Genomic DNA, 25,199 nt, shown 5'->3' on the forward strand with positions numbered 1-25,199 from the left:
GCAGTTCGACGGCGCTGCGGGCGACGGCGGCGGAGACGGCGGGCGGCAGCCAGTCCCCGGCGGCGGGGGACGCGGCGGGTGCCAGCAGGGCGCGCAGCGCGGCCGGGGTGGGCCGGTCGGCGGCGTCCTTGTGGAGGCAGGCCCGGACGGCCTCGCGCAGCGGGCCGGTGATCCCGCTGAGGTCGGGCTCCTCGTGCAGGACGCGGTAGAGCAGGACGGCCGCGCTGACGCCCTCGCCGAAGGGGGCGGTGCCGGTGGCGGCGAAGGCGAGCACGGCACCGAGCGAGAAGACGTCCCCGGCGGGGCCGGCCGCCTCGCCGGCGGCCTGTTCGGGCGAGAGGTAGCCGGGCGAGCCGACCACGTACCCGGAGCGGGTGAGGGCGGTGGCGGCGTCCAGGGCGCGGGCGATGCCGAAGTCGATCAGGCGCGGGCCGTCCAGGGCGAGCAGCACGTTGGACGGCTTGACGTCGCGGTGCACAAGGCCGAGGGCGTGCACCTGCTCCAGGGCCTCGGCGAGGGCGGCGCCGAGGGTGTGCACGGCCGGGACGGGCAGCGGGCCGTGCCGGCGGACGGCGGCGTCCAGCGAGGGCCCGGCGACGTAGCCGCTGGCCACCCAGGGGTGGTCGCCCTCGGTGTCGGCGTCCAGCACCGGGGCCGTCCAGCGGCCGCCGACCAGCCGGGCGGCCGCGACCTCCTGGCGGAACCTGGCCCGGAACTCGGGGTCGTCGGCGAGTTCGCCGCGCACCACCTTGACCGCGACCGTCCGGCCGCCGGCCGTGCGGCCCAGGTAGACCCGTCCCATGCCGCCCGCGCCGAGCCGGCGCAGCAGCCGGTACGAGCCGACCCGTGCCGGGTCCGAAGCACCCAGTGGTTCCATCCGCCCCCGCCTCCCGTCGGGCCCGGCGGGCCCCGCCGGACAGTACCAACCGGGGCCCCCGCACGCCCGGTGTTACCCGGCGGCGGGCACGGACTCCAGCAGGCGCACCGTCACGTCCGCGGCGAAGCCGCTGTCGTGGGCCACCCGGCGGGCGAACTCGGCGATGCCGGCGAGCTGTCGGCCGCCGAGCGAGTAGTCCAGGGCCTCGGTGAAGTACCGCTCCAGCAGCGGCGCTTCGAAGGACTCCCAGCGGGCGGCCTGTTCGGCGACCTTGCCGGCCTCGGTGAGGGAGAGGTCGCGGGACTCCAGGAAGGCGCGGTGCACGGCGGCGACGGTGCCGGGCTGCTGCTCGGCGTAGTCGCGGCGGGCGGCCCAGACGGCGAAGACGAAGGGCAGGCCCGTCCACTCCTTCCACATGGCGCCGAGGTCGTGGACGGCGAGACCCTGGCTGGGGGCCTGTTCCAGGGAGGCGCGCAGGGCGGGGTCGCCGATGAGGACGGCGGCGTCGGCGCGGGCGAGCATCGCGTCGAGGTCGGGCGGGCTGGAGAAGTACTCGGGCCGGACGCCCTCGCGCTCCTCCAGCAGCAGGCGGGCGAGCCGGACGGAGGTGCGGCTGGTGGAGCCGAGGGCGACCGGGCGGCCGTCGAGGTCGGCGAGCGGGACCTTGCTGACGATCACGCAGGACATCACCGGGCCGTCGCTGCCCACGGCGATGTCGGGCAGCACGACCAGGTCCTCGGCGTGCCGCAGGTATTCGACGCAGGTGATCGGGCCGATGTCGAGGTCGCCGGCGACCAGGCGGTCGCTGAGCTTCTCGGGGGTGTCCCTGGTGAGGTCGAGATCGAGGAGGTTGCCGGTCCGCGCGAGCCCCCAGTAGAGGGGCAAACAGTTGAGGAACTGAATATGTCCGACCCGGGGCCTTACCGCCGCCGAGCTGCCCGCTTCGCTACCGGTCACCGTCGCTCCCTCTGATGTTCGTACTCTCCCCGCAGCGTATGCCTGCCGCGTTCAGGTCCCGACACCAGGCGGGCGACACACCGGCGCGCCCTTCGGTCACCCCTGGTCGGGGCCGCGCCCGCGTGCTAACGTCTCTTCCAGTTGCAGTTTGATTCCCCTTGCAGTACTTGAAGCCTGCGGAGCATGTAACCGCAGGCTTTTCGTAGTTTTTCAGCAGTTTCAGCGCAATTGAGCATTGATTGAGCACTGTGCGAAAAACTCCGGACCATACCGGAGGCAGGGCGATCAGCGCAGCGGACCCGGAGGTCACACGGTGTGGCCTCCAATACGTCCCTCGCAAGGAGAACGGCATGGCTCAGGGAACCGTCAAGTGGTTCAACGCTGAGAAGGGCTTCGGCTTCATCGCCCAGGAGGGCGGCGGCCCCGACGTCTTCGTCCACTACTCCGCCATCAACTCGACCGGCTTCCGGTCGCTCGAGGAGAACCAGGCGGTCACCTTCGACGTCACCCAGGGCCCGAAGGGCCCGCAGGCGGAGAACGTCACCGCAGTCTGACGATCCTCTGATGATCTGATCGCTCCGGACCTCCGGGTCCGCCGGTGGCCACCCGGGCCGCCACACGAGCACGAAGAGCAGTACCAAGGGGGCCCGCCACGTCGTGGCGGGCCCCCTGCCTGTTCCGGCCCCGCTCCGCCCCGGCCCCGGCCGCGCGGTCCCGGGCGCCGGGACCCGCACGGACGGGCGCACCCGCCCGTGCGGGGAGCACTGCTCCGTCAGCCACCGGGCATCGCTCGATCGGGTGATCCTCGCCACGCTGCCGGGGCTGTTGTCGATTCGTGACCGGACGGTCTCCGTGGTGCGAAACTGCCGGGGCCCTTCGCGCGTCTATCGAAGGGAACACGGCGAAGGGGTATGGCAGTGAAGCGGGCGGCAGGCAGGGTCGTGGCGGCAGCGGTGCTCGGTGGGGCTCTGGTGCTCACCACCGCGTGCAGCAGCAGCGGCGGCGGGGGTTCGTCCTCGGGCGCCGACAAGCAGGAGCAGAAGAAGTCACAGGCCCAGCTGACCATCGAGCCGGCCAACGGCGCCACCAAGGTGAAGCCGTCCGGCGCGCTCAAGGTCGCGGTGGCGAACGGCAAGCTCACCACGGTCAAGGTGACGGGCAAGGACGGCAAGGAGGTCCCGGGCACGATCACCCCCGACGGCCTCGGCTGGACGCCCGCGCAGAACCTCGCCGTCTCCACCGAGTACAAGGTGACCGCCCAGGCCGCGGACGCCGCCGGCGTGGCCGCCACCTCGGAGAGCAGCTTCACCACCCTGACGCCCGCCAAGGGCGCCGGCCCGTACGACAACATCTCGGACAAGCAGACGTACGGCGTCGGCATGATCGTCTCGCTGAGCTTCAAGAAGGCCGTCGAGAACAAGGCGGCCGTCGAGAAGGCCGTCACCTTCGAGGCGTCCGACGGCACCGTGGTCAAGCCGCACTGGTTCGGCAACAACCGGGTGGACTTCCGCCCGGAGAAGTTCTGGAAGCCGCAGACCAAGGTCACCGTGCACTACCGGCTGAAGAGCGTCGAGACCTCCCCGGACGTGTACGGCGAGGTCGACAGCGACCAGAGCTTCACCATCGGCCGATCCCGGGTCAGCGTCGCCGACGCCTCCACCCACGAGATGGTGGTCAAGGAGGACGGCAAGCCGGACGCCACCATCCCGATCAGCGCGGGTGCCAGCTCGCCCGCCTCGCAGAACACCTTCAACGGCACGATGGTGGTCATGGCCAAGGAGGGGACGACCGTCATGGACTCCTCCACCGTGGTCAACCACGAGGGCCCGGCCTACAAGGTCGAGATGCCGCACGCCCTGCGGCTCACCCCCACCGGCACCTACGTGCACGGCAAGTACGCCCCGGGCGTCTTCGGCCGCACCAACACCAGCCACGGCTGCATCGGCCTGGAGGACACCTCCGCCAAGGACGGCTCGCCGGGCTCGTCCGCCGGCCAGTTCTACGACGCCGCGATCGTCGGCGACCCGGTCACCGTGCAGAACTCGGTCGGCCAGCAGGTCCGGCCGGACAACGGCCTGAGCGGCTGGAACATCAGCTGGGACAAGTGGTGACGCGCTGACCCGAACGCCGTCGGGGCGTCCGTCCGGAGGGGGGATCCGGACGGGCGCCCCGATGTCGTCTCAGGGGGTGGTTCCCGCGCTTCGTCACCAGGCGGACGGCGCCGGCGGTGCGACCACCGGCGGGCGGTCGTCGCAGGTGATGGTGTTGGGCAGCTCCCAGGGGGCGAGCCAGGCGCCGGTGGTGGTGCCGCCGTCGTTGCCGCCGAGATCGGTCACCGAGAACTCGGAGCCGGCCGGGGTGAAGTGGAAGCTGCCGCAGTTGTTCACGCCGACCGCGCCGACGTTGCGGGCGTCCACGTTCTCGAAGTCGGCGGAGCCGGCCGCCCGGGCGCTGAGCACCGAGGTGCCGGTGCCGTCGACCCGGATGTCCTTGAAGTGCAGGCCGGTGACCTCGTAGAGGTCCTTGACCGGCCAGTCGGCCACCACCATCACCGCGTTGTAGGTGCTGTCGAGGAAGTGGTCGCCGGTCACCCGGACGTCCGCGGCGATGTCCTTCTCCAGCGCGTAGAACCAGATCGCGCCGAGGCCGATCTTCCAGTTCAGCTCGTAGGTGCCGGAGCGGACGGTGGTGTTGTCGGTGATCCACAGGTGCCCGGCGAACGGCTCGGCGCCGAACCGGGAGCCGACGTGGATCGCGCTGCCCTCGCGGACCGGGTCGGCGACCAGGTTCCCGGAGACGGTGTTGTCGGTGCCGCCGTAGATCGCGATGCCGTTGGCCAGCACCGGCGACTGCACGGTGTTGTGGTCGAAGGTGTTGCGGGCGTCCGCGGTCTTCTCGGACCACATGGCGAGTCCGTCGTCGCCGGTGTTGCGGACGAGGTTGTGGGAGACCACCGAGTCGGTGACGCCGGTGTGGAAGTTCAGGCCGTCGGCGATCTGGTCGGTGATCACGTTGCGGGTCACCTTGAGGTTCTTCATCGGCCCGTCGAACCAGAGGCCCACCTTGGTGTGGTGGATGTAGAGGCCCTCGATCACCGAGTCGCTCATCGCGCCGCCGATGCCGTTCACCTGGTCGGTGTCGATCCGCTCGCGGACGTCGCCCTCGATCGCGAAGCCGGACAGGTGGACGTTGCGGCTGCCGCCCGCGGCGGCGTCCTTGCCGTAGAAGCCCACACCGGTGTGCACCGAGCTGTCCGGGGCCGGGGTGGCCAGGTCGACCTGGTGCCCCTTGACGATCGTGTACCAGCTGCCGGCGCCCTCGATCGTCACGTCGTCGACCACGATGTGCCGGTTGACCTGGTAGGTGCCCGGCGGCAGGTAGACCGGCAGGTGGACCCGGCGGGCGAAGGCGATCGCCCGGTCGATGGCGTCCGCGGAGTCGCGGCGGCCCGTCGGGTCGGCGCCGAAGGCGAGCACGTTGGCGGCGGCGAGGTTCACGTGCGGGGCGGCGACGAGCTCGGAGTCGAGCAGGTCGATCACCGTCCAGGCGGCCTTGCTGCCCTGCGGCACCGTCAGCCGCACGGTGTCGCCGGCCTTGTAGGTGCGGCCGAGCAGCAGGCGCTGCTCGTCGTAGAAGTGGGTGGGCCGGAAGGGCTTGGCGATCTCCGGGGCCGGGGTGGTGGCGCTCGGCACGCAGGAGCACTCGGTGATCCACCAGTCCGGGTGCAGCAGCCCGGCCTGCGGGTCGTTGCTGAACGGGTACTGGTTGTAGAGCCAGGAGTACTGCGAGGTCAGCGTCATGGTGCTGTGCTTGCGGCCGTTCACCGCGACGTCCAGCGGTGCGGTGGTGCCGCCGCCGCCCGGGGCGTCCGGGATGCTGTAGCGCACGGTGATCGCGTTGGCCGCGGCGGGCAGGGTGAACTCGACGTACTGGCCGGGCGTCAGCTTCACCGCGGACCGGCCGGAGGCCTCCGAGGGCAGGGTGTAGGCGGTACGGTCCGGGCCGATCACCGTGCCGGTGCTCCGCGCGTTCTCGGCCTCCTGCTCGGCCGCGCCCAGGTCGGCGCCGCGGCCCGCGACCAGCGCGGGTGCCAGGCCCGCCCGCGTCACGACGGCCCCGGCGGCGGGCTTCCCGGTATCGGCGGCGGCCGGCCCGGCGTATCCGACGGTGGCCGCGGTCACCGCCGCCAGCACGGCCGCGGCACGTCGCGGCGGCCCGCCGACCCGGCGCGTCGCAGCTCCTCTGATGCTCCGTGACATCGCTTGCTCGTTTCTCTCGGGGTGGTGGCGGCCGTAGTCGCCCGCGGCGGAGCGTAGGGCTGCGGCACTCCACCCCACAAGAGGAGTGCAAGTAATTTTCGATTGCCTGTTGATTTGATGCAGAGCAGGAGATCAATTCTTGCAACCTCCCGTCGGCCACCCGAGGACGCCGAGAGGACGCCCCGAGCACGCCGAGGCCCCTCCCCCGGTGCGGGGAAGGGGCCTGGGCGGAGGCGGGCGGCGTTCGGCGTCAGGCCGCGGCGGCCACCGGCTCGGCGGACCGGGCGGGCTCCGGCCCGGTCAGCAGGTCACCGGTGGGGTTGTCGTACGCCGCACGGTCCAGCGTCTTCTCGCGGGCCGCGACCAGGATCGGCACGACCGCCTGGCCGGCCACGTTGGTGGCGGTGCGGATCATGTCGAGGATCGGGTCGATCGCCAGCAGCAGTCCGACGCCCTCCAGCGGCAGGCCGACCGTCGACAGGGTGAGGGTCAGCATGACGATCGCGCCGGTCAGGCCGGCCGTCGCGGCGGAGCCGATCACCGAGACGAAGGCGATCAGCAGGTAGTCGCCGATGCCGAGGTGGATGCCGTACACCTGGGCCACGAAGATCGCGGCCAGCGAGGGGTAGATCGCGGCGCAGCCGTCCATCTTGGTCGTGGCCCCGAACGGAACGGCGAACGACGCGTACTCGCTCGGGACGCCGAGGCGCTCGGTGACCCGGCGGGTGACCGGCAGGGTGCCGACCGAGGAGCGGGAGACGAAGGCCAGCTGGATGGCCGGCCAGGCACCGCGGAAGAAGTGCACCGGGTTGAGGCCGCCGGCGAAGCGCAGCAGCAGCGGGTACACGGCGAACAGCACGATCGCGCAGCCGATGTAGACGTCGGCGGTGAGCGTGGCGAACGGGGCGAGCAGGTCCCAGCCGTACTTGGCGACGGACTTGCCGATCAGGCCGAGGGTGCCGAGCGGCGCCAGTCTGATGACCCACCAGAGCGCGGTCTGGGTGAGGTCGAGGACGGACTCGGCGATCCGGCGGACGGGCTCGGCCTTCTCGCCGATCTTCAGCACGGCGGCGCCGGTGACGACGCCGAGGAAGACGATCTGGAGGACGTTCACCTCGACGAACGAGGTGGCGATGTTCGTCGGGACGATGCCGGTGAGGAAGTCCACCCAGCTGCCGGCCTCCTCCGGGGCCTTGAGGCCCTCGGTGGAGAGACCGGCGCCGCGGCCGGGGTCGGTGAGCAGGCCGAGGCCGAGGCCGACCGCGACCGCGACCAGCGAGGTGGCGAGGAACCAGAGGAGGGTGCGGACGGCGAGCCGGGCGGCGTTGGCGACGTTCCGCAGGTTGGCGACGCTGACCACGATGGCGGTGAAGACCAGCGGCGGGACGGCCAGCTTCAGCAGCTGGACGAAGGTCTTGCCGACGGTGTCGAGGGTGGTGGTGAGCCAGGCGACGTCGCCGGCGCGGGCGATCCAGCCGAGCAGCAGGCCGAGGGCGAGGCCTCCGGCGATCTGCGCCCAGAAGGGCGTGCGGCGGACTGCGGACAGGGGTCCGGGCATGGGGATGCGACTCCGGGGGTCGGGTGGCAGACGGGGGAGGTCGGACACGGCGGCACGCACGGGGTCCGTCCGGGCGGGGGCCGCGGAGGAACCGTCAGGAGAGGCGTGCCGCCCCGGTACAGCCGCAGGCGCGGCGGGCGCGCGGGCAGGCGCAGCGGCGGACGGGCGGGGTGCCCGGTCCGTCCTGGAGTGCGCCTGCGGTGGTCATGGCCGGAACGTTAGCAGTAAACATTTGAGATGTTCAAAGTATTGGTTTGAGCTATGGCCACGAACCAGCCAGGCCGCACGGGGGCCGGGCCCGCCGCGGATTGACCGGGCGGAGTGGTTATACGTATAACTTCAGGTATGGGCTACATCGCGCTGCTCCGCGCCCCGCACGTCACCCGGCTGCTCCTCGGCACCCTGCTCGGCCGGCTCCCCGCCGGCATGACCGGCCTGGTGATCGCCCTCGCCCTGCGCGAGGCCGGCGCGCCGTACAGCCGGATCGGCCTCGCCACCGCCGCCTACGCCGTCTCCGCCGCGATCGGCGGCCCGGTGCTCGGACGGATCGTCGACCGCACCGGCCAGCCCCGGGTGCTGCTCACCACGGCCCTGGTCGCGGGCCTCGGCTACGCCCTGCTCGCCCTCGCCCCCGGCTCCGCGGTCGCCGCACCGGCCGGCGCCGCGCTCGCCGGGCTCGCCATGCCGCCGCTCGAACCCTGCCTGCGGGCCCTGTGGCCCTCCGTGGTGGAGGAGGAGCAGCTCGACACCGCGTACGCCTTCGACTCCGCCTCCCAGCAGATCCTCTACGTGGCCGGACCGCTCGCGGTGGCCGGGATCGCCGCCGGCTTCGGGCCGTCCACAGCCCTGTGGACGGCGGCCGCGCTCGGCCTGCTCGGCTCGCTGGTCGTCGCCACCGCCGCACCCGCCCGGGCCTGGCGGGCGCCCGCCCGCAGCGCCTCCGCCGGGCTCCTCGGACCGCTGCGCTCCCCCGGCCTCGTCCTGCTGCTGATCGGCCTGGCCGGCGCCGGCTGGACGGTCGGCGCCCAGAGCGTGCTGTTCATCGCCTACGCCGAGCAGCACCCCGGCGCACTGCCCGGCGGGGCCGGCCTGATGCTGGCCCTCGCGGCCCTCGGCGGCCTGCTCGGCGCGCTCGGCTACGGCGCCGTCCGCTGGCGGAGCACCACCGCCACCCGCACCTGGGTGATCGCGCTGCTGATGGCGGCCTCCTACCTGCCGCTGCTCGCGCTGCCCGGGCCGTGGGCGATGGCCGGGCTGTCGCTGCTCTCCGGGATCGGCCTGGCGCCGCTGCTGGCGGCCGCGTTCGTGCTGATCGCCGAACTGGCGCCGACCGGGACGGTCACCGAGGCCTTCGCCTGGCTGATCACGCTGTTCGCGACCGGCAACGCGGCGGGCTACGCGGTGTCCGGCGCCCTGGTGGAGGGCTCGCTGCTGCGGGTCGCGGTGTGCGCGGCGGCCGGGATCGGGGTCGGCGGGGTGCTGCTGTTCGCCTGCCGCGGATGGTTCCGGCCCGCCGCGGCCGACGCCCCGGCCCGCACGGTCCTGGCGGCCTGACGGACCCTCACGCCGCCCCGCCCGGTGCGGGTGCACCGGGCGGGGCCGCGGTCAGGCCGGGCGGGTGGAGGCGCGGACGACCAGGGTGGTGGGGAGCGGCGGAACGACGATGACCGGTTCTCCGGCGAGCAGGGCCGCGAGGGCGGCGACGCCGGTGCGGCCGAGTTCCTCGCCGGGCAGGTCGACGGTGGTGAGCGGCGGGACGAGCAGGCCGGCCACCGGGATGTTGTCGATGCCGACCACCGACACGTCCTCGGGGATCCGCAGGCCCAGTTCGGCGGCGGCCTGGTACAGGCCGGAGGCGACCACGTCGTCGTCGCAGATCACCGCGGCCGGCCGGTCGGGCCGTTCCAGCAGCGTACGGGCGACCGCGCGGGCGGCCTCGGCGCCCTCGTTCAGGCTGACCCCGGCCTCGACGACCTCCAGGTCCGCGGCGGCGGCCTCGAAGCCGGCCTGGCGGGTGCGGAAGGTGTGTGCGGACAGGGTGGAGCGCAGATGGCCGATCCGGCGGTGGCCGCGGGCGGCGAGGTGTTCCACCGCGGCCCGCATGCCGGCCGCGACGTCGAGCTCGACGGTCGGGCGGCCCGGGCTGCGGGCCGGGTCGGCGTCGAGGAAGACCGCGGGGGTGTCGGCGGGGAGTTCACCGAGCTGGCTGTCGTCCGGCGAGCAGATCAGCAGGCCGTCGAAGCGGCCGGCGGTGGCGGCCTCGGCGAGGGTGGCGCCGTCCCAGCCGGAGGAGACGACCACGGCGAGGCCGCGCCGGTGGGCCTCCTCGTGGACACCGGAGAGCACCCGGCCGAAGAAGGGGCCGAGCAGGTTGGGCACGGCGAGCATCACCATGCCGCTGCGGCCGAGCCGCAGTTGGCGGCCGGCGGCCTGCGGCTGGTAGCCGAGGGTGCGGGCGGCCTCGCGGACGCGCTCGCGGGTGGCGTCGGAGACGCGGTGGCCGCCGGCACCGGAGAACACCAGGGAGACGGTGGCCTGCGAGACGCCGGCCAGCCGGGCCACGTCCCGCCCGGTGGGGCGGCGCGGCGGCGCGGGTTCGGCCAAGGTCAGTCCCGGACGGCGGCGCGGGCGGCGTCGTCGGCCGCGTCCTCCTCGGCGTTCTGGTCGGCGATCCGCTGCGCGGTGCGGGTGCGCACGCCGCCGACCTTGTCGACGATCTGCTCGGACATCGCGTCGCGCTGCTTGCTGAGCACGACGTAGCTGATCGGGGCGGACACCAGGAGCGCGAGCAGGATGAGGAAGACGACACCGCTGCTGCCGGCGACCGGGATCACGCCGAAGCGGCCGAGCAGCACGGCCACCAGCAGGCAGCCGAGGAAGATACTCGCCCGCAGGGAGGTGTAGCGGAGCGTGGCGTGCGACTTGCGGCTGCTCACGGGTGGCGTCCTTCGCGGCTGGGGTACGACGGGTGGCGCGGGCGGGCCGCCAGGGGCGGCCTTCGCCGGGTGCCGGTCTCCCAGTGAAGCATGCCGGACGCCAGCGCCCGCACGGGGTCAGCCGATGTCGGGGCGGAGGTCCAGCCACATGGTGACGTCGTCCCGGTCGTCGCCGGGCCCGACCCGGATCGCCCCGGGCACCCGGCCGACCTCCCGGTAGCCGGAGCGGCCGTAGAAGGCCTCCAGGCCGTGGCCGCCGCGCAGGGTGAGCCGGAGCCCGGCGAGGCCCTCGGCGCGGGCGGTGCGCTCGGCCTCGGCGAGCAGGTCGGCGCCGTAGCCGCGGCCCTGCAGCCCGGGGTGGACCATGACCCGCTGGAGCATCCGCCAGTGCTCCATGAGGTCGAAGCGCATGGAGGTAAGGAAAAGCGCGGCGGCGAGCCGGCCGGTCGTGCGCTCCCGGCCGATCAGCAGCCGGTCGGGCCCGGCCGGGCAGAGCCCGGCGAACTGCTCCTCCGCGGTGGGCCGCACCCGGTCGGCGGTGACCGGGGGGACGAAGCCGACCGCGCCTCCGGCGTTGCTGACGTCCGTCCACAGCGCCACGAGCTCGTCGCGCAGCCCGGGGGTGAGGGCGGGGTCCAGCGTGAAGGACAGTATCATAGCCGAAGAGGCTATCCGCTCCTTACGACTGCCGCTCCTCACGACGGCCGGCCGCGCCCTCAGGCGGCCGGGGCGACCGGCGCACCGCCCGTCCGGGCACCGCCGCGCAGGGCCAGGCAGAGCACCACGGCGACGGCGCACAGCCCGCCCGCCGCGTACCAGGCGAGGTCGTAGTCGCCGAACCGGTCGCGGACGACGCCGGCCAGCCCGGCGACCACGGCGGCGCCGATCTGGTGGGCCGCGAGCACCCAGCCGAAGACGATCGGCGCGTCGGCCCCGAAGTGGCGGCGGCAGAGCGCCACGGTGGGCGGCACGGTGGCGACCCAGTCCAGTCCGTAGAAGATCACGAAGGCCAGGATCGGGGGCTGCAGCGAGTGGCCGAACAGCTGCGGCAGGAAGAGCAGCGACAGACCGCGCAGGCCGTAGTAGACGACCAGCAGCCGCCGGGAGTCGAAGCGGTCGGTGAACCAGCCGCTGGCGATGGTGCCGGCCACGTCGAAGACGCCGACCAGGGCGAGCAGGCTCGCGCCGGTGGTCACCGGCATCCCGTGGTCGTGCGCGGCCGGGATGAAGTGCGTGCCGACCAGGCCGGCGGTGGTCGCGCCGCAGATCGCGAAGGAGCCGGCCAGCAGCCAGAAGGCCCGCGACCGGGCGGCCTCCCGCAGCACCCGCAGCGAGCGGGCCAGCGCGCTGCCGTCGGTCACCGGCTCGGGCGGCTGCTCGGTGGCGCCGTACGGGAGCAGGCCGACGTCGGCCGGGCGCTCGCGCATCAGCAGCAGGACGGGCACCGCGACGACGGTCGCCGCCAGCGAGACCACGACGACCGCGGTGCGCCAGCCCTGGTGCTCGACCAGCGCGGCGAGCACCGGCATGAAGACCAGGTTGCCGGCCGCCCCGGCGGCGGTCAGCACACCGGTGACCAGGCCCTGCCGGGCCTGGAACCAGCGGCCGGTGACGGTGGTGGCGAAGGCGCCGGCCATCGACCCGCTGCCGAGGCCGACCAGCACGCCCCAGCAGAGGATCAGCTGCCAGCTCTCCGTCATCAGGACGGTGAGGCCGGCGCCGGTGGCGATGGTCAGCAGGGCGCTGACCACGATCAGGCGGATGCCGAAGCGGTCCATCAGCGCCGCGGCGAACGGCGCGGTCAGGCCGTACAGCGTGAGGTTGACCGAGACGGCGCTGCCGATGGTGGCGTGCGACCAGCCGAACTCGGCGTTCAGGGCGTCCATCATCAGGCCGGGCGCGGAGCGGAAGCCGGCCGAGCCGAGCAGGACGACCAGGGCGACGCCGGCCACCACCCAGGCGTAGTGCAGGCGGGGCGGGCGGGCGCCGGCGGGGGCGGCGGGTCTGCGGGTGCTCAGATCGGTCACCGGACGAGTGTCCCGGGCGGGGACGGCCGCGAACGAGTGGCCTGACTGCCAGCTTTCGTCAGGATCGGGCCAAACGGCCGGCCGGCCGCCCCGCCCCGGCTCAGCGGTCGGCCACCCGGCGCAGGTTCCGGATCGGCCGGACGAGCAGCAGCGCGGCGACCACCAGCAGCGCGACGGCGGCGCCGGCGGCGAGCACCGCCTTCGGGCCGAAGGCCTCGGCGGCCGGGCCGGCCAGCGCCGCACCGACCGGGGCCATGCAGACCGACCCGGCGACCTCGTAGGCGTGGATCCGGTTGAGCACCTCGGCCGGCACCTGGGTCTGCACGCTGGTCGCCCACATGACGCCCCAGAAGGTGACACCGGCACCGGTGACCAGGAAGCAGACGGCGAGCAGCGGGACGGGCAGCCCCAGCACGATGCCCAGCGGGTACAGCGGGAAGGCCAGCATCGCCAGCGCCCCGCCGCGCAGCGGGTGCCGCGGCCGGACGCGGATGCCGAGCAGCCCTCCGAGCACGGTCCCGGCCCCGAACACGGCGTTCAGCAGTCCGTACGCGGTGGAGCCGTGCGCGGGGACGAGCAGGCCGGCCGCGACCGGCAGCAGGGGGCCGTAGCAGAGCGCGCTGAAGAACAGCCAGATCACGATGACGCCCCACATCCAGGTGCGGGCGCGGAACTCGTGCCAGCCCTCCACCAGATTGCGCCAGAGGCTGTCGCCGGGCGGTGGCGCGGGCGCCGGGCCGAGCCGCAGGGCGAGCAGGCAGCAGGCGCTCAGCGCGTAGGCGCAGGCCGCGACCACCATCACCCAGCCGGTGGCGGCGGCCCCCGCCAGCAGGCCGGCCACCGCCGGGCCGAGCAGCGCGGTGAGCGCCTCGGAGGTGCGCAGCACGCCGTTGGCGCCCTGTACGTCGCGGGCGGTCAGCGGGACGGTGGAGGCGGCGCCGGGTTGGAACATCGCTGCGGCGGTGCCGGCCACCGCGAGCAGGGCGTACAGCTGCCAGAGCCGGTCGACGCCGGTGAAGAACAGCCAGGCCATCAGCACCCGGGTGGTCAGGTTGAGCAGGTCGGCGGCGATCATCAGCCGGCGCGCGGTGAAGCGGTCGGCGAGCACCCCGCCGATCAGCACCAGGCCGGCGAAGGGGGCCATCAGGAAGGCCATGGCGTAGCCGACGCTGCCGAGCGGGTGTCCGGCGCCGATCAGGCCGGCCGCGACGGCGACCGGGAGCATGGCGTCGCTGAGCAGGCCGGAGCTGCGGGCGGTGAAGTAGAGCCGGAAGTTGCGGGTCCAGATGGCCGGTCCGGCATCCGGGGCGGGGGCGGTGACGGCCGGGGCGGGCGCGGGTCTCAGTTCGGGCACGACAGCAGTTTTGGTCCAGACCACTTCCGCGGGCCAGTGGTTTACGGGTCACAATGTGGCACCGCCCCGCACGAAGGGAGACCAGGATGGCAGGGGCCGCGCGGCAGCACCGGGTGGCGGTGCTCGCACTGGACCGGGTGATCGCCTTCGAACTGGCCATCCCGGCACGGATCTTCGAGTCGGCCAGGGGCCCGGACGGCGTCCCGCTGTACCGGGTGGCCACCTGCACCGTGGACGGCGGGCCGGTCGCCACCAGCACCGACTTCCGGGTCGCGGTCGACCACGGCCCCGAACTCCTCGCCGAGGCCGACACCGTGGTCGTCCCGGCGCAGCAGGACGACCCCGGCGACGTGGTGGACGGTGTCCTCGACCCGCGGATCGCGGCCGCCCTGGCGGTGATCCGCCCCGGCACCCGGCTGGTGTCGATCTGCACCGGCGCCTTCGTGCTGGCCGCGGCCGGCCTGCTCGACGGCCGCCCGGCCACCACCCACTGGGCGTACACCGAGCGCTTCGCCCGGATGTTCCCGCAGGTGCGACTGGACCCGGACGTGCTCTTCACCGACGACGGCGACGTGCTGACCTCCGGCGGGGTGGCCGCGGGCGTCGACGTCTGCCTGCACCTGGTGCGCCGCGACCACGGCAGCGCGGTCGCCAACGCGGTGGCCAGGACCTGCCTGGTGCCGCCGTGGCGGGAGGGCGGGCAGAAGCAGTACGTGGCGACGCCCGGGCCCGACCCGCTGCAGGGCGGGTCCGGCACGGCCGCCGTCCGCGCCTGGGCGCTGGAGCACCTGGACCGGCCGCTGCCGCTGGGCGAACTGGCCGCCCGGGCGGGCACCAGCGTGCGGACCTTCACCCGGCGCTTCCGCGAGGAGACCGGGAGCAGCCCGGGCGAGTGGCTGGCGCTGCAGCGCACCGACCTGGCCCGGCGGCTGCTGGAGGAGACCGACCTGTCGGTGGACCAGGTGGCCCGGCGGGCCGGGTTCGGCACCGCGGCCTCGATGCGGCTGCACCTGCGCGGCCGGCTCGACGTCGCGCCGAGCGCCTACCGGCGGACCTTCCGCACCACGGAGCCCGCGCCGCGCCGCTCGCCGGACGGTGCCCCGCCGCGCACGCCCCGAGCACGGCACGCCGGGACACCGCCCGAGCGGACGCGCGAGCCCTGAACCCGCGCGCCTGCGCTCCGCACTCGCCGAGGAGGCCTGCGGGCGGTCGGCAGCCGGTCCCCCTGATGTGCTGGCACCACCCGGGCTCCCCTCGGCGTCCCCTCGCGACGGAGCTGCACCCAAGCGTGATCAGTCGGATACGTCACGTCAATGGCTTGTCGTAAATTCGGCGAGGTTGCGGCGCATCGGCCGGAATGCGGAGCACGCCCGGGCCGGTGCGGACGGCCCGTGCGCCCCGGGTGCACCGGTGCGGGCGGCGGTCCCGGGCGGGGGCGCGGCCCGCGGCAGCCGGGCGGTCAGAGCTGCCGGACGAGTCCGTCGAAGAGGGGCACCGCGGCCGGGACGGGCGCCTCGGCGCCCGGGTCGATCTCGCACCAGACCCGCTTGCCGGAGCCCTCCGGGTACCAGCCCCAGCGCACGCAGAGCAGCTCGACCAGCTCCAGACCGCGGCCGTTGGTGGCGTCCCGGCCGGCGTGCCTCGGGGCGGGCGCCGTCCGGCTGGCGTCGGCGACCTCGACCCGCACCGGCGATGAGGCGACGTCAGGCGACGCGGCGTCGGCCACCGGCATGGTGAGTCTCAGCACGGCCGGACAGCCGGTGTGCACCACGGCGTTGGTGACGAGTTCGGAGACGACCAGCACCAGGGTCTCGGCGATCGGCGCGTCCGGGTCGAGCCCGTGCCCCTGAAGCCTGGTCCGTACCCACCGGCGCGCCCTGCCGACCTCCGCCGGGTCCGCCTGGACCGCCAGCTGCACCTGAAGTACCTGCACCGCTCCACCACCCGCACTCGGTAATCGGCCACCCACACCCTGCCGCCCGGCCCGGGCGGCAGCGCCTTCATCACACCGGTCGGCCGGCCGCGCTCGGCCGGTCTGCCTGGTCGGATTACCCATGGCTTCGACACGAATACGCCTCAGGATGATTCGACCGGGTGGTCGCAGCAAGCGCTTCGGGCATATTCCAGCGATCGGGGGACAGCTCGGTGCATACTGTCCCGCTCACCCTGACGAGCGTCGCACCGACGATCGTCCGGCCGGGTCGGGGCCTGTGCACGAGCACAACGACGGTACCGCCAGAGCGGCCGTCCGGGGCGCCCGCCACGAGCGAACCACCCTTCCCACATCTGTCCGAACCCGCCGTCGCCGCCGGGGTACCGGCAGGATCTGACGGAGTGAAACTTCCCGGCCCCTCATTTCCGCATTTCACCCGGCGGGTGCGCGGTCTTGGATACCGTGGTCGAAGGCATGGCCCGCCGGCCGGCGTGCCCGGGCGGGCGCGGTGCGGCCGGCGTCGGCGACACGCCGGGGAGAGCGGGGAGGGACACCCTCGTGAGCAGAGAGCGCGGCACCGCATGAGCAGTTCCGACGAACGTCTCGCGCTCCGCCTCGTCCGCGGCGAGGAGACGGCGCTCGGCGAACTGTACGACCGGTTCGCGCCGCTCGTGCACGGCCTCGCGCTGCGCGTCCTCGACGACCAGGACGCCGCCGAACAGCTCACCCGCGACGTCTTCGCCCAGGTCTGGACGGACCCGGACCGCTGGCACCCCGAACAGGGCACCCTGCGCTCCTGGCTGGGCCGGCTCACCCACCGCAGCGCGGTGGCGCGGCTGCGCGAGGGCTGCGGCGACGAGCACGAGATCGCCGCCCGGTCCGCCGCCGCCGGCGTCCACCACGCCGTCGCCTCGCTGCCCGACCCGCTGCGCGAGGCCATCGCCCCCGGCCACCACGAGGGCCGCACCTACCGGGACACCGCCCGCCGGCTCGGGATCGGCGAGAGCGCGGCCAAGCACCGGATGCGGCTCGGCCTGCAACTGGTGGCCGGCGAACTCGCGGCCTCCCACGACGTGGCCCGCGACGGCCGCCGCGGCGGCGTCCTCGGCGTCCACGGCGGCCACGGCGCCGTCCGCACGGGCAGCCACGCGGACGCCCGGGACGGCGCCCGTCCGGAGCCGGTCCCGGAGCCCGTACCGGCGGCCGGACGGCCGGGGCCGTGACGGCGCCCGGGCGGCACGAGGCGCTGCGCTCCCTGCTGGGGGCGTGGGCGCTCGGGGCCTGCCCGCGGGAGGAGGCCGCCGAGGTCGACCGGCACCTCGCCGGCTGCCCGGAGTGCGCCGAGGAGGCGGCCCGGCTGAGCCGTGCCGCCGCCGAACTCACCCCCGACGAGCCGCTCGACCTCTCGGCGACGCTGCGCCGCCAGGTGCTCGACTGGTGCCTGGGCCGCCGCCCGGCGGAGCTGCCGATCCCGGCCTGGGCGGCCCCGTACGCCGCGGAGAGCGCCAAGCTGGACGCCCTGCTGAGCGACCTCGGCCCGGCCGAGTGGCAGGAGGTCGCCGAACTGCCGTGGCACGGCGGGGTGCAGCGCTGGCGGGCGGCCGAGGTGGTCTGCCACCTGACCGCGGTGGACGGCTACCTCGCCCGCGCGGTCGGCCTGCCCGACCCGCTGGGCGGTGCCCGTCCGCCGGTGGTCGGGCGGCGTCCGCCGGCGCCCCGGGTGCCCGGGCGGGGCGGGCCCGCCGACGTGCTGGACCGCACCCTGGCCCTGATCACCGCGGCCGGCGGCGACGACCCGGAGCAGGTGCGTCTGCGCTGGCGGGGGCAGAGCCGGGAGCTGCTGCGGGCCGCCTCGGCGGGCGGCGGCGACGGCGGCGCTCCGGTGGACTACGGCTTCGCCGTGCTGCCGCTGCGCGACGCCTTCCTGGACCGCGCCTTCGAGTGCTGGATCCACGGCGACGACATCGCCCGCGCCGTGGACTACCCCTATCCGCCGCCCGCCCCGGCGCACCTGCACCGGCTGATCGACCTCGGCGCGCGGATACTCCCCCGGCTGTTCGCCGCCCGCCGGGCGCAGCCCGCCCCGGCCGGCTCGCCGGGACGCTCGCTGCGGCTGGTCATCGACGGGCCGGCGGCCGGCGAGTGGCTGATCCCGCTGGACGGGCCGGGCGGGCCCGCCGAGCCGGTCGCGGAGATGGCGCTGGACGGCCTGGAGTTCTGCTACCTGGCGGCGGCCCACCGCGACCCGGACCTGATCCCGGTCGGGCGGGAGGGCGACCGGGAGGCGATCCGGCAGGTGCTGCACGCACTGCCGCTGCTCTCCCGGCCCTGACGGGCGCCGGGGCCGCGGGCCGGGCGCCGAGCGCCCGGGCGGGCTCAGGCGAAGACGACCGTGCGGCTGCCGTTGAGCAGGACCCGGCGCTCGCTGTGCCACTTGACGGCCCGGGCGAGCGCCTGGCACTCGACGTCCCGGCCGATCGCGACGAGCTGCTCCGGGGTCACGTCGTGGGTCACCCGGGCCACCTCCTGCTCGATGATCGGGCCCTCGTCGAGGTCGGCGGTGACGTAGTGCGCGGTGGCGCCGATCAGCTTCACCCCGCGGGTGTGCGCCTGGTGGTAAGGCTTGGCGCCCTTGAAGCTCGGCAGGAAGGAGTGGTGGATGTTGATCACCCGGCCGGAGAGCTCCTTGCAGAGGTCGTCCGAGAGCACCTGCATGTAGCGGGCGAGCACCACCAGGTCGACGTTCTCCTCGGCGACCAGGTCCAGCAGCCGGCGCTCGGCCTCGGCCTTGGTGTCCCGGGTGACCGGGACGTGGTGGAACGGGATCCCGTAGGACTCGGTGAGCTCGCGGAAGTCCGTGTGGTTGGAGACCACGGCGGCGATCTCCACCGGGAGGGCGCCGATCCGGGTGCGGAAGAGCAGGTCGTTCAGGCAGTGGCCGAACTTCGACACCATGAGCACGACACGCATCCGCTCGGCGGTCGAGTGGATGTGCCAGTCCATGTGGAAGGAGGCGCCCACGGCGGCGAAGCTGGCCCTCAGCTTCTCCGCGGTGACCTGCCCGGCGGCGGAGAAGTGCACCCGCATGAAGAACAGCCCGCTGTCGGCGTCGCCGAACTGCTGGCTGTCGATGATGTTGCACCCGGTCATGAAGAGGTAGCTGGAGACCGCGTGCACGATCCCCTGCTTGTCCGGACAGGACAGCGTGAGGACGTACTGGGCGCCGGCCTTCTGCTCTTCCACGTGCGGGTTCCTCCACTCGCTCACGACGGACGGCCAAGCGTGTCACATTCCGGACGCCCGGCGCGCTGCTGACCGGACTGCGGGACGCCGCCGCGCGCCGGGCGGCCCGGTCAGGCCGCCTGCGTCATGATCCGCAGCACCTCCAGGCTGCGCGGCGGGGTGTCCGGGTCCTCGCCGTCGTTGACCGCGAACAGGACGTGGGCCTCCCGGGCGGCCGCGACCGCCTCGGGCCACAGCTGGTGCCCGAGGTAGGAGACGGCGGGGGCGTCCGCACCGACCTGGTGCAGCACCCGCAGGACCCGGAGCACCGCGGCGTCCAGGGCGGCGGCCTCGGCGGCGTCCCGGACGACGGTGCCGATGTACTTCTCGGCGGACCAGCGGTCCAGCCAGCTGTCCTCGACCAGGCGGTAGACGGCGTCGGTGACGTCGCCGTAGCCGTCCAGGCCGGCCAGCCAGGTGTGCTGCTGGAAGGACGGGTCGGAGAGCATGTGGAGCGCCGAGCGGATGCGGGCCCGCCAGCGCCACCACGGGAGATCGTTGAGCGGCATGCGGCCCATCGTGCTGGAGCGGCGGCCGCCACGAGAAGAGGTGTTGGCGGACCGATACGAAGAATCTGTGGAGTCGGACATCGTGCCTCGATCGTACGTGCCGCCACCGACCGCCGGGTCTACACGCGTCACCCCCCGGAGTTCCGCCTCCGTTGGCCTCACGTTCGCTTTTCGTCCCTCTCGGCGTGCGGACCGAGGTCAAGGCTTGATTTCGGCCGAATCACAGTGCGGCCGTGGGTGTGTACCCGGGAGGGGAGAGTCACCATGAGGCGGAACGGATCGCCCGACGACCATCGGCCCGCCGGCCGGCAGAGCACCGGACTCCGGCGGACCCGCCGCAGAGCGGGCGTCCTGGCCGCGGCGGCGGCCCTCGTCCCCGCGGTCTTCGCCACCTCCGCCTGCGGCGGACCGGCGGACGCCGCCTCTGCCTCGGGCGACCTGACCGTGATGACCTGGGCGCCCGCCGACACGGGCTCGGCGGACCGGCCCGGCATGACCGCGCTCGCCGAGGCGATCGGGCGCGAGATCAACGCCAAGGGGGGCCTGCACGGCCGCACGCTGCGCGTGCTGACCTGCAACGAGCACAACACCGCCGACGGCGTCACCGCCTGCGCCCGGCAGGCGATCGACGCGAAGGCCGTCGCGGTGGTCGGCTCCTACAGCCAGTACGGCGGCAGCTTCGTCTCCACGCTGGAGCAGGCCGGCATCCCCTACCTGGGCGGCTACGGCCTGTCGACGCCGGAGTTCAGCAGCCCGCTGTCCTACCCGGTGGCCGGCGGCACGCCCGCGCTGATCGCCGGCAGCGGCCGCCAGCTGGTCGAGGCGGGCTGCAGGTCGGTCGCGCTGATCCGCCCGGACACCCGGGCCGGCGACACCCTGGTCGGCTACCTGGACGCCGCGCTGCGGCCCGCCGGGATCCGGCTGACCGACGTCAAGGCGCCCGAGCGGTCCAACGACTACACGCCGATCGCCCAGAAGGCCATCGGCGACGACCGGAACGGCAACTGCGTCACGGTCGCGCTCGGCCCCGAGCCGACCTCCAACCTGCTGGACCCGTTCCGCCGGCTCGGCCCCAAGCACACCGTGCTGGCCTCGGTGATCGGCAGCTTCCAGCAGTCCGTGGTGGACTCCACCGGCGGCGACGGCGGGCCGCTCGGCGGCGCCTACGCCACCGGCTGGTTCCCGCCCGAGTCCTCGCCCGTCTGGGACGCGCTGCGCGGCACCGTCCGCACGTACGGCAGCGGCGACACCGCGATCGACGTCGCCGACCCCGGCGTGCAGACCACCTGGGTCGCCTACGAGGTGCTGCGGGCCGCCGCCAACCGGGTCGAAGCCGGCAAGCCGCTCACCGCCAAGACGCTGCGCGGCGTGCTGGACGGCGGCGACCCGATCGAGACCAACGGCGCCACCCCGCCGCTCAGCTGGGGCATGACCAACATGCTCGCCAGCGCGGACTCGCCGCGGCTGGTGAACACCTCGGTCACCTTCCAGCACGTGCAGGGCGGCCGCCTGGTCGAGCAGCACAAGGGCTTCGTCGACGTCCGCTGGGTGCTCGCCGGGGGCAAGGCCCCGTCCTGACGGCGGCGGGCACCCCGGCGGACGGCGAGGGGCGGACGGGATCACTCCCGTCCGCCCCTCGGCGTTCTGCGTGAGCTCCGGCCGCGGACCGCCGGCCCGCGGGGCTCAGAGCTCCGTCTTGTCCTTGGTCGGCAGCCCGGCCTGGCCCGCGATCGCGTTCCACAGCGAGGAGGCCTTGTCCTTCGCCCCGGTCGCCGTACCGCTGGCCTCGGTGGCCGTCTTCAGGTGCTGGTTGTTCTTGATCGCGGCCGGGTCGCAGCCCGCCGCGGCGTCGCCCGCCCAGGCCGCGTACTCGGTGTCCGCGGTGGCCGAGGCCTGCCAGGCCCGCTGCAGCTGGGAGGCCAGCTCCGCGCCGCCGGTCAGCTTGTCGACCTTCAGCGCGCCGAGCTTGGTCACCAGGCCCTGCCGCTGCGCGGCCGCGTCGGTCAGCGCCGCCCGCGACTCCGGCAGCTTGTCGCACTTGCCGACGGCCGCCACCGCGCCGACCACGGCCTGCCGGCTGGCACTGGCGGTGCCCAGCAGGTCGGAGAGCGCCTTGGCCTGCTCCTTGGCCTCCGGGGTCATGCCACCGGTGCCGGCGGTCGCCGGGGCGCCGCTGGACGCCTTGGCCACCGGCGTCGTCCCGGTGCCGGACGGGTCGTCGTCGCCACCGCTCATCAGCACCGCGACGAGGATGCCCGCCGCCGCGCAGCCCGCGATCACACCGCCGATGACGATCTTGTTGGACGGCCGGTTGGAGCGGGCGGCCGCCCGGCCGCCCGGCTCGCCGTGGCCGGGGACGGCCGGCGGCGCGGCCGGGGCCCCGGGGAAGGACTGCCCGCCGAAGGTCTGCTGGCCGCCGTAGCCGGGCTGCGGCACGGCCTGCTGCGGCTGCGCCTCCGCCGGGAAGCCCCCGCCGAAGGTCTGGCCGCCGTACGGCTGCTGCTGCCCGCCGAAGGTCTGCTGGCCGCCGTAGGACTGCCCGCCGTAGCCGGGCTGACCCGGCATCGCCTGACCCGGCGTCTGCGGGGCCCCGCCGACCGAGGGGTCCGCGGTCGGGTACGGCGGCAGGTACTGCGTCTCCGGCGCGTGCTCGACCGGGGCCGCGGGCTGGGCGGGGCCGGGCGGCGACCCCCAGTACTCGGGGCCGCCCTGGCCCGGCGTCGGCGGTGCGGCCTGCGGCACCGGCTGCTGGACGGGCGGCGCCTGCTGTGCGGGCACGCCCGGCTGACCCTGCTCCCCTCCGGACTCCGGCCTGAACAGATCGTCCAGATTGAAGTCGTTGGAGGAATGGGAGTGGGAGAAGCGGCGCTGGCTCAACGCGATTCCTCACCTGTGCCGCGCGCTCGCTGACGGCGGACCACAACTGCTCGACGACCTGGGTAACGCTGCATAGCACGCCCACGCTACCCGGTCACCTGCACGGGTGACTACGCAGGGAGGGCGTTCCTCACCCGCTCCTCACGAAGCGGGGGGCCCGCCGCCCCCTCCGCCGCTACGCCGCCTCCCCCGCGAGCCTCGCCTGGAACTCCCGGACGACCCGGTGCTCCCGGTACGGCTCCAGCCTGCTGCGGAAGTCGTGCAGGTACTCCACCCCACGGTTCGAACGCAGACCGCTCAGCAACCGCACGGCCTGCGTGCCCGTCTCGCAGGCCCGCTCGACCTCGCGCTGCTGCAACTGCGCCGTCGCCAGCAGGACGAGGTCCACCGCGCGCCGGCGCACCCGGCTCACCGGATGCAGTTCCAGCGCGGTGCGGGCGTACGCCTCCGCCTTCGCGCCCTGTTCGAGGTCCCGGTGGCAGTGCGCGAGCTCGTCGGCGAGGTACGCCTCGTCGAAGTGCACGATCCAGTCCGGGTCGTCCGCCGGGTTGCGGTGCGTCATCGCCTCCTGGGCCTTGGCCGCCACCGCCTCGCAGGCCCGGGCGTCGCCGAGCAGCGCGTGGCCGCGCGCCTCGGCGGCGTAGAACATCGCCATCGCGGTCGGGGTGGCGACCGCGCGGGCGCCCTCCTGGGCGGCCCGGGCGAGCTGGGCGATCTCCCGCGGGTTGCCGAGGGTGGCCGCCAGGTGGCTCATGGAGGCGGCGAGCACGTAGCCGCCGTAACCGCGGTCGTCGGCCGCCTGGGCCAGCCGCAGCGCCTGGATGTAGTAGCGCTGGGCCAGCCCCGGCTGGCCGGTGTCGACCGCCATGTAGCCGGCCAGCTCGGTCAGCCGCGCGACGGCGGCGAAGAGCTGACGTCCCGTCTCGTCCCGGTAGCCGCCGGAGAGCAGGTTGGACACCACGCTGTTGAGGTAGTGCACCACGACCGGGCGGACGTGGCCGCTGCCGAAGCGGTGGTCCAGCTCGACCAGCATCTGGGTGGTGGCCCGGACGGCGGCGACGTCGGTCGGGCCGACCCGGGTGGGGCCGGCCCGGGCGACCACCGGGTCCGGCGGGGTGATCAGCCAGTCCCGGCTTGGCTCCACCAGGGCGGACGCCGCCACCGCGGCCCCGGCCAGGAAGTCCCGCCGGCCGACGTCGCTGCGCCAGAGCTCGCAGACCTGCTCCAGCGCGGCGTTCAGGTTGGGCGCGAACTGCAGGCCCACGGCGGAGCTGAGGCCCTTGCCGTCGGCCATGCCGATCTCGTCCACGGTGACGCCGCGGCCGAGCTTGCGGCCGAGCGCCTCGGCGATGACGGCGGGCGCCTGGCCGCGCGGCTGCTGGCCGCGGAGCCAGCGGGCCACCGAGGTCTTGTCGTAGCGCAGGTCCAGGCCGTGCTCCGCGCCGCAGAGGTTGACCCGGCGGGCCAAGCCCGCGTTCGAGCAGCCCGCCTCCTGGATCAGCTGCTGCAAGCGCTCGTTGGGCTCTCGTGCGACGAGTGGTCTCGCGGCCATGGACTTCGCCTCCCCAACGCCCCCGGCCCTGACCGCGGGGCGACGATTCTGCTGCTGGTGCGTGCGCCGGCGGCGGGAGCGGGACCTGCCCCCGGCCGGCAACCCGGCGACACCAGCGGAATACCCAGGGTGACGCATCCACTCCCCACGCGCCCTGATGAATGCCCCTGTGCGCCCCCATTGCGCCCGTTACCGCCCCCGGAACGGCGGTCGACACGACGGCCGGCTCACCGTCGAGGGTGACATCGGCGGCGTCCTGCTGACCACCCGCCGTCCAGCCGTAACCGCCTTCACGCACGGTAGTTGAGCACCACGTGGACAACAGCCCAGGAGCCCGCGAGCAGGGTCCGCCCCCGCTCCTCATCGAAGCCGTCAGTTACGCGGAGGACCGCCACTGGGAGGTCGTCCCCGGCACGTGGCTGGTCGACGGCGACGGACCGGCGCACTGCTCGTGCGGCGACCTCCGGTGCGCGATGCCCGGCGCCCACCCGGCGGAGGAGGACTGGCGCCGCCGGGCCAGCGCGGGCCCGGGCGTGGTGCGCCGCTGGTGGACGGAGCGCCCCGAGGCCTCCGTTCTGCTGCCCACCGGGAGCTCCTTCGACGTGCTGGACGTGCCGGAGGTGGCGGGCTGCCTGGCGCTGGCCCGGATGGAGCGGATGGGGCTCCAGCTCGGCCCGGTGGTGGCCGTCCCGGCGGCGGCCGGGCGGGCCGGCCGCCGGCTGCACTTCCTGGTGCTGCCCGGGGTGGCGGCCAAGGTCCCGGAGATGCTCCGCAAGCTGGGCTGGGCACCCGGCCGGCTCGACCTGGTGGCCCGCGGCGAGGGCGACCACGTGGTGGCGCCGCCGTCCCGGATCGGCCCCTACGGTTTCGCCCAGTGGGCGCGCCCGCCGTCCGCGATGAACCGCTGGCTCCCGGACGCCGCCGAACTGATCAATCCGCTCGCCTACGCCTGCGGCCGGGAGGCCCTGCAGCCGCTCCGGCCGCAGCCGGGGCCGGCCGTGGCGGCCGTCCGCTGAACCGGGTCTGACGGGAATTCACCCGTCCGCCGATCGCCGCCCTGCTCCTATCGGGTGAGGGC

Annotated in this window: 22 protein-coding genes; 8 read left to right on the forward strand and 14 right to left on the reverse strand. The window is 74.4% G+C overall.

The annotated features are described in order from the left end of the window. A partial coding sequence (locus tag ABD353_RS06360; RefSeq protein ID WP_344622486.1) for a serine/threonine-protein kinase occupies positions 1-877 on the reverse strand: 877 nt, incomplete at its 3' end. 72 nt (positions 878-949) lie between these two features. Beyond that, positions 950-1,834 carry a menaquinone biosynthetic enzyme MqnA/MqnD family protein gene (locus ABD353_RS06365; RefSeq protein ID WP_344622487.1) on the reverse strand — a complete coding sequence of 295 codons (885 nt, stop codon included), beginning with the start codon at positions 1,832-1,834 and terminating at the stop codon, positions 950-952. Between the two features lie 350 nt (positions 1,835-2,184). On the opposite strand from ABD353_RS06365, the gene ABD353_RS06370 reads away from it, so the two are divergent. Together ABD353_RS06370 and ABD353_RS06375 are read left to right on the forward strand one after the other, a co-directional pair. Continuing rightward, positions 2,185-2,388, forward strand: coding sequence for a cold-shock protein (locus ABD353_RS06370; RefSeq protein ID WP_030268950.1), 204 nt, complete (start codon positions 2,185-2,187; stop codon positions 2,386-2,388). Positions 2,389-2,805: 417 nt separating this feature from the next. Continuing rightward, positions 2,806-3,945, forward strand: coding sequence for a L,D-transpeptidase (locus ABD353_RS06375; protein ID WP_344622488.1), 1,140 nt, complete (start codon positions 2,806-2,808; stop codon positions 3,943-3,945). 93 nt (positions 3,946-4,038) lie between these two features. On the opposite strand, the gene ABD353_RS06380 is transcribed toward ABD353_RS06375, so the two are convergent. Further along, on the reverse strand, positions 4,039-6,093 hold the full coding sequence (locus tag ABD353_RS06380; protein WP_344622489.1) for a glycosyl hydrolase family 28-related protein: 2,055 nt from the start codon (positions 6,091-6,093) through the stop codon (positions 4,039-4,041). A 250-nt stretch (positions 6,094-6,343) separates the two neighbouring features. Then, complete coding sequence (locus tag ABD353_RS06385; RefSeq protein WP_344622490.1) at positions 6,344-7,651, reverse strand: dicarboxylate/amino acid:cation symporter; 1,308 nt, start codon at positions 7,649-7,651, stop codon at positions 6,344-6,346. 345 nt (positions 7,652-7,996) lie between these two features. On the opposite strand from ABD353_RS06385, the gene ABD353_RS06390 reads away from it, so the two are divergent. Next, the gene (locus ABD353_RS06390) at positions 7,997-9,205 is read left to right on the forward strand and encodes an MFS transporter (protein ID WP_344622491.1); all 1,209 of its coding nucleotides are present in this window, start codon (positions 7,997-7,999) and stop codon (positions 9,203-9,205) included. A 51-nt stretch (positions 9,206-9,256) separates the two neighbouring features. On the opposite strand, the gene ABD353_RS06395 is transcribed toward ABD353_RS06390, so the two are convergent. The 5 genes from ABD353_RS06395 to ABD353_RS06415 form a co-directional block, all read right to left on the reverse strand. Beyond that, positions 9,257-10,255, reverse strand: coding sequence for a LacI family DNA-binding transcriptional regulator (locus tag ABD353_RS06395; protein WP_344622492.1), 999 nt, complete (start codon positions 10,253-10,255; stop codon positions 9,257-9,259). Between the two features lie 2 nt (positions 10,256-10,257). Continuing rightward, entirely contained in the window at positions 10,258-10,587 is a 330-nt protein-coding gene (locus ABD353_RS06400; RefSeq protein WP_344622493.1) for a DUF4229 domain-containing protein, read from the reverse strand. Between the two features lie 117 nt (positions 10,588-10,704). Continuing rightward, on the reverse strand, positions 10,705-11,244 hold the full coding sequence (locus ABD353_RS06405) for a GNAT family N-acetyltransferase (protein WP_344622494.1): 540 nt from the start codon (positions 11,242-11,244) through the stop codon (positions 10,705-10,707). Positions 11,245-11,303: 59 nt separating this feature from the next. Beyond that, positions 11,304-12,614, reverse strand: a complete 1,311-nt coding sequence (locus tag ABD353_RS06410) for an MFS transporter (protein WP_344622495.1) — start codon at positions 12,612-12,614, stop codon at positions 11,304-11,306. A gap of 100 nt (positions 12,615-12,714) precedes the next feature. Beyond that, positions 12,715-13,968 (reverse strand): MFS transporter, encoded by a 1,254-nt coding sequence (locus ABD353_RS06415; protein WP_344622496.1) that lies wholly within the window; start codon positions 13,966-13,968, stop codon positions 12,715-12,717. 86 nt (positions 13,969-14,054) lie between these two features. On the opposite strand from ABD353_RS06415, the gene ABD353_RS06420 reads away from it, so the two are divergent. Then, positions 14,055-15,131, forward strand: coding sequence for a GlxA family transcriptional regulator (locus ABD353_RS06420; protein WP_344622497.1), 1,077 nt, complete (start codon positions 14,055-14,057; stop codon positions 15,129-15,131). A 296-nt stretch (positions 15,132-15,427) separates the two neighbouring features. Here ABD353_RS06420 and ABD353_RS06425 read toward each other — a convergent pair whose 3' ends face one another. Further along, the gene (locus tag ABD353_RS06425) at positions 15,428-15,901 is read right to left on the reverse strand and encodes an ATP-binding protein (protein ID WP_344622498.1); all 474 of its coding nucleotides are present in this window, start codon (positions 15,899-15,901) and stop codon (positions 15,428-15,430) included. 581 nt (positions 15,902-16,482) lie between these two features. On the opposite strand from ABD353_RS06425, the gene ABD353_RS06430 reads away from it, so the two are divergent. Together ABD353_RS06430 and ABD353_RS06435 are read left to right on the forward strand one after the other, a co-directional pair. Next, positions 16,483-17,124 carry a sigma factor gene (locus tag ABD353_RS06430; protein WP_344622499.1) on the forward strand — a complete coding sequence of 214 codons (642 nt, stop codon included), beginning with the start codon at positions 16,483-16,485 and terminating at the stop codon, positions 17,122-17,124. Further along, entirely contained in the window at positions 17,121-18,233 is a 1,113-nt protein-coding gene (locus ABD353_RS06435) for a zf-HC2 domain-containing protein (protein ID WP_344622500.1), read from the forward strand. The genes ABD353_RS06430 and ABD353_RS06435 overlap by 4 nt, the downstream gene beginning before the upstream one ends. A gap of 44 nt (positions 18,234-18,277) precedes the next feature. Here the strand turns inward: ABD353_RS06435 and purU are convergent, their stop codons facing one another. Continuing rightward, positions 18,278-19,144: a formyltetrahydrofolate deformylase gene (gene purU, locus ABD353_RS06440; protein WP_344622501.1), complete on the reverse strand. Its 867-nt coding sequence runs from the start codon at positions 19,142-19,144 to the stop codon at positions 18,278-18,280. A 110-nt stretch (positions 19,145-19,254) separates the two neighbouring features. Beyond that, positions 19,255-19,692 (reverse strand): SCO4402 family protein, encoded by a 438-nt coding sequence (locus ABD353_RS06445; protein ID WP_344622502.1) that lies wholly within the window; start codon positions 19,690-19,692, stop codon positions 19,255-19,257. A 264-nt stretch (positions 19,693-19,956) separates the two neighbouring features. On the opposite strand from ABD353_RS06445, the gene ABD353_RS06450 reads away from it, so the two are divergent. Continuing rightward, positions 19,957-21,270 (forward strand): ABC transporter substrate-binding protein, encoded by a 1,314-nt coding sequence (locus ABD353_RS06450; RefSeq protein ID WP_344622503.1) that lies wholly within the window; start codon positions 19,957-19,959, stop codon positions 21,268-21,270. Positions 21,271-21,375: 105 nt separating this feature from the next. Here ABD353_RS06450 and ABD353_RS06455 read toward each other — a convergent pair whose 3' ends face one another. After that, on the reverse strand, positions 21,376-22,470 hold the full coding sequence (locus tag ABD353_RS06455) for a hypothetical protein (RefSeq protein WP_344622504.1): 1,095 nt from the start codon (positions 22,468-22,470) through the stop codon (positions 21,376-21,378). A 274-nt stretch (positions 22,471-22,744) separates the two neighbouring features. After that, positions 22,745-24,121 (reverse strand): NsdA family TPR-like regulatory protein, encoded by a 1,377-nt coding sequence (locus tag ABD353_RS06460; RefSeq protein ID WP_344622505.1) that lies wholly within the window; start codon positions 24,119-24,121, stop codon positions 22,745-22,747. A 314-nt stretch (positions 24,122-24,435) separates the two neighbouring features. Here ABD353_RS06460 and ABD353_RS06465 point away from each other — a divergent pair, with 314 nt between their 5' ends. After that, positions 24,436-25,137: a bifunctional DNA primase/polymerase gene (locus ABD353_RS06465; RefSeq protein WP_344622506.1), complete on the forward strand. Its 702-nt coding sequence runs from the start codon at positions 24,436-24,438 to the stop codon at positions 25,135-25,137. Positions 25,138-25,199: the final 62 nt, after the last annotated feature.

The organism is Kitasatospora arboriphila, assembly GCF_039528095.1.
GTDB lineage: Bacteria > Actinomycetota > Actinomycetes > Streptomycetales > Streptomycetaceae > Kitasatospora > Kitasatospora arboriphila.

What these genes read in the sequence shown, in the direction of transcription:
- ABD353_RS06370 (WP_030268950.1), top strand. Translation starts at nt 2,185, where the DNA reads ATGGCTCAGGGAACCGTCAAGTGGTTCAACGCTGAGAAGGGCTTCGGC.
- ABD353_RS06380 (WP_344622489.1), bottom strand. Translation starts at nt 6,093, where the DNA reads ATGTCACGGAGCATCAGAGGAGCTGCGACGCGCCGGGTCGGCGGGCCG.
- ABD353_RS06385 (WP_344622490.1), bottom strand. Translation starts at nt 7,651, where the DNA reads ATGCCCGGACCCCTGTCCGCAGTCCGCCGCACGCCCTTCTGGGCGCAG.
- ABD353_RS06390 (WP_344622491.1), top strand. Translation starts at nt 7,997, where the DNA reads ATGGGCTACATCGCGCTGCTCCGCGCCCCGCACGTCACCCGGCTGCTC.
- ABD353_RS06405 (WP_344622494.1), bottom strand. Translation starts at nt 11,244, where the DNA reads ATGATACTGTCCTTCACGCTGGACCCCGCCCTCACCCCCGGGCTGCGC.
- ABD353_RS06420 (WP_344622497.1), top strand. Translation starts at nt 14,055, where the DNA reads ATGGCAGGGGCCGCGCGGCAGCACCGGGTGGCGGTGCTCGCACTGGAC.
- ABD353_RS06430 (WP_344622499.1), top strand. Translation starts at nt 16,483, where the DNA reads ATGAGCAGTTCCGACGAACGTCTCGCGCTCCGCCTCGTCCGCGGCGAG.
- ABD353_RS06445 (WP_344622502.1), bottom strand. Translation starts at nt 19,692, where the DNA reads ATGCCGCTCAACGATCTCCCGTGGTGGCGCTGGCGGGCCCGCATCCGC.
- ABD353_RS06450 (WP_344622503.1), top strand. Translation starts at nt 19,957, where the DNA reads ATGAGGCGGAACGGATCGCCCGACGACCATCGGCCCGCCGGCCGGCAG.
- ABD353_RS06460 (WP_344622505.1), bottom strand. Translation starts at nt 24,121, where the DNA reads ATGGCCGCGAGACCACTCGTCGCACGAGAGCCCAACGAGCGCTTGCAG.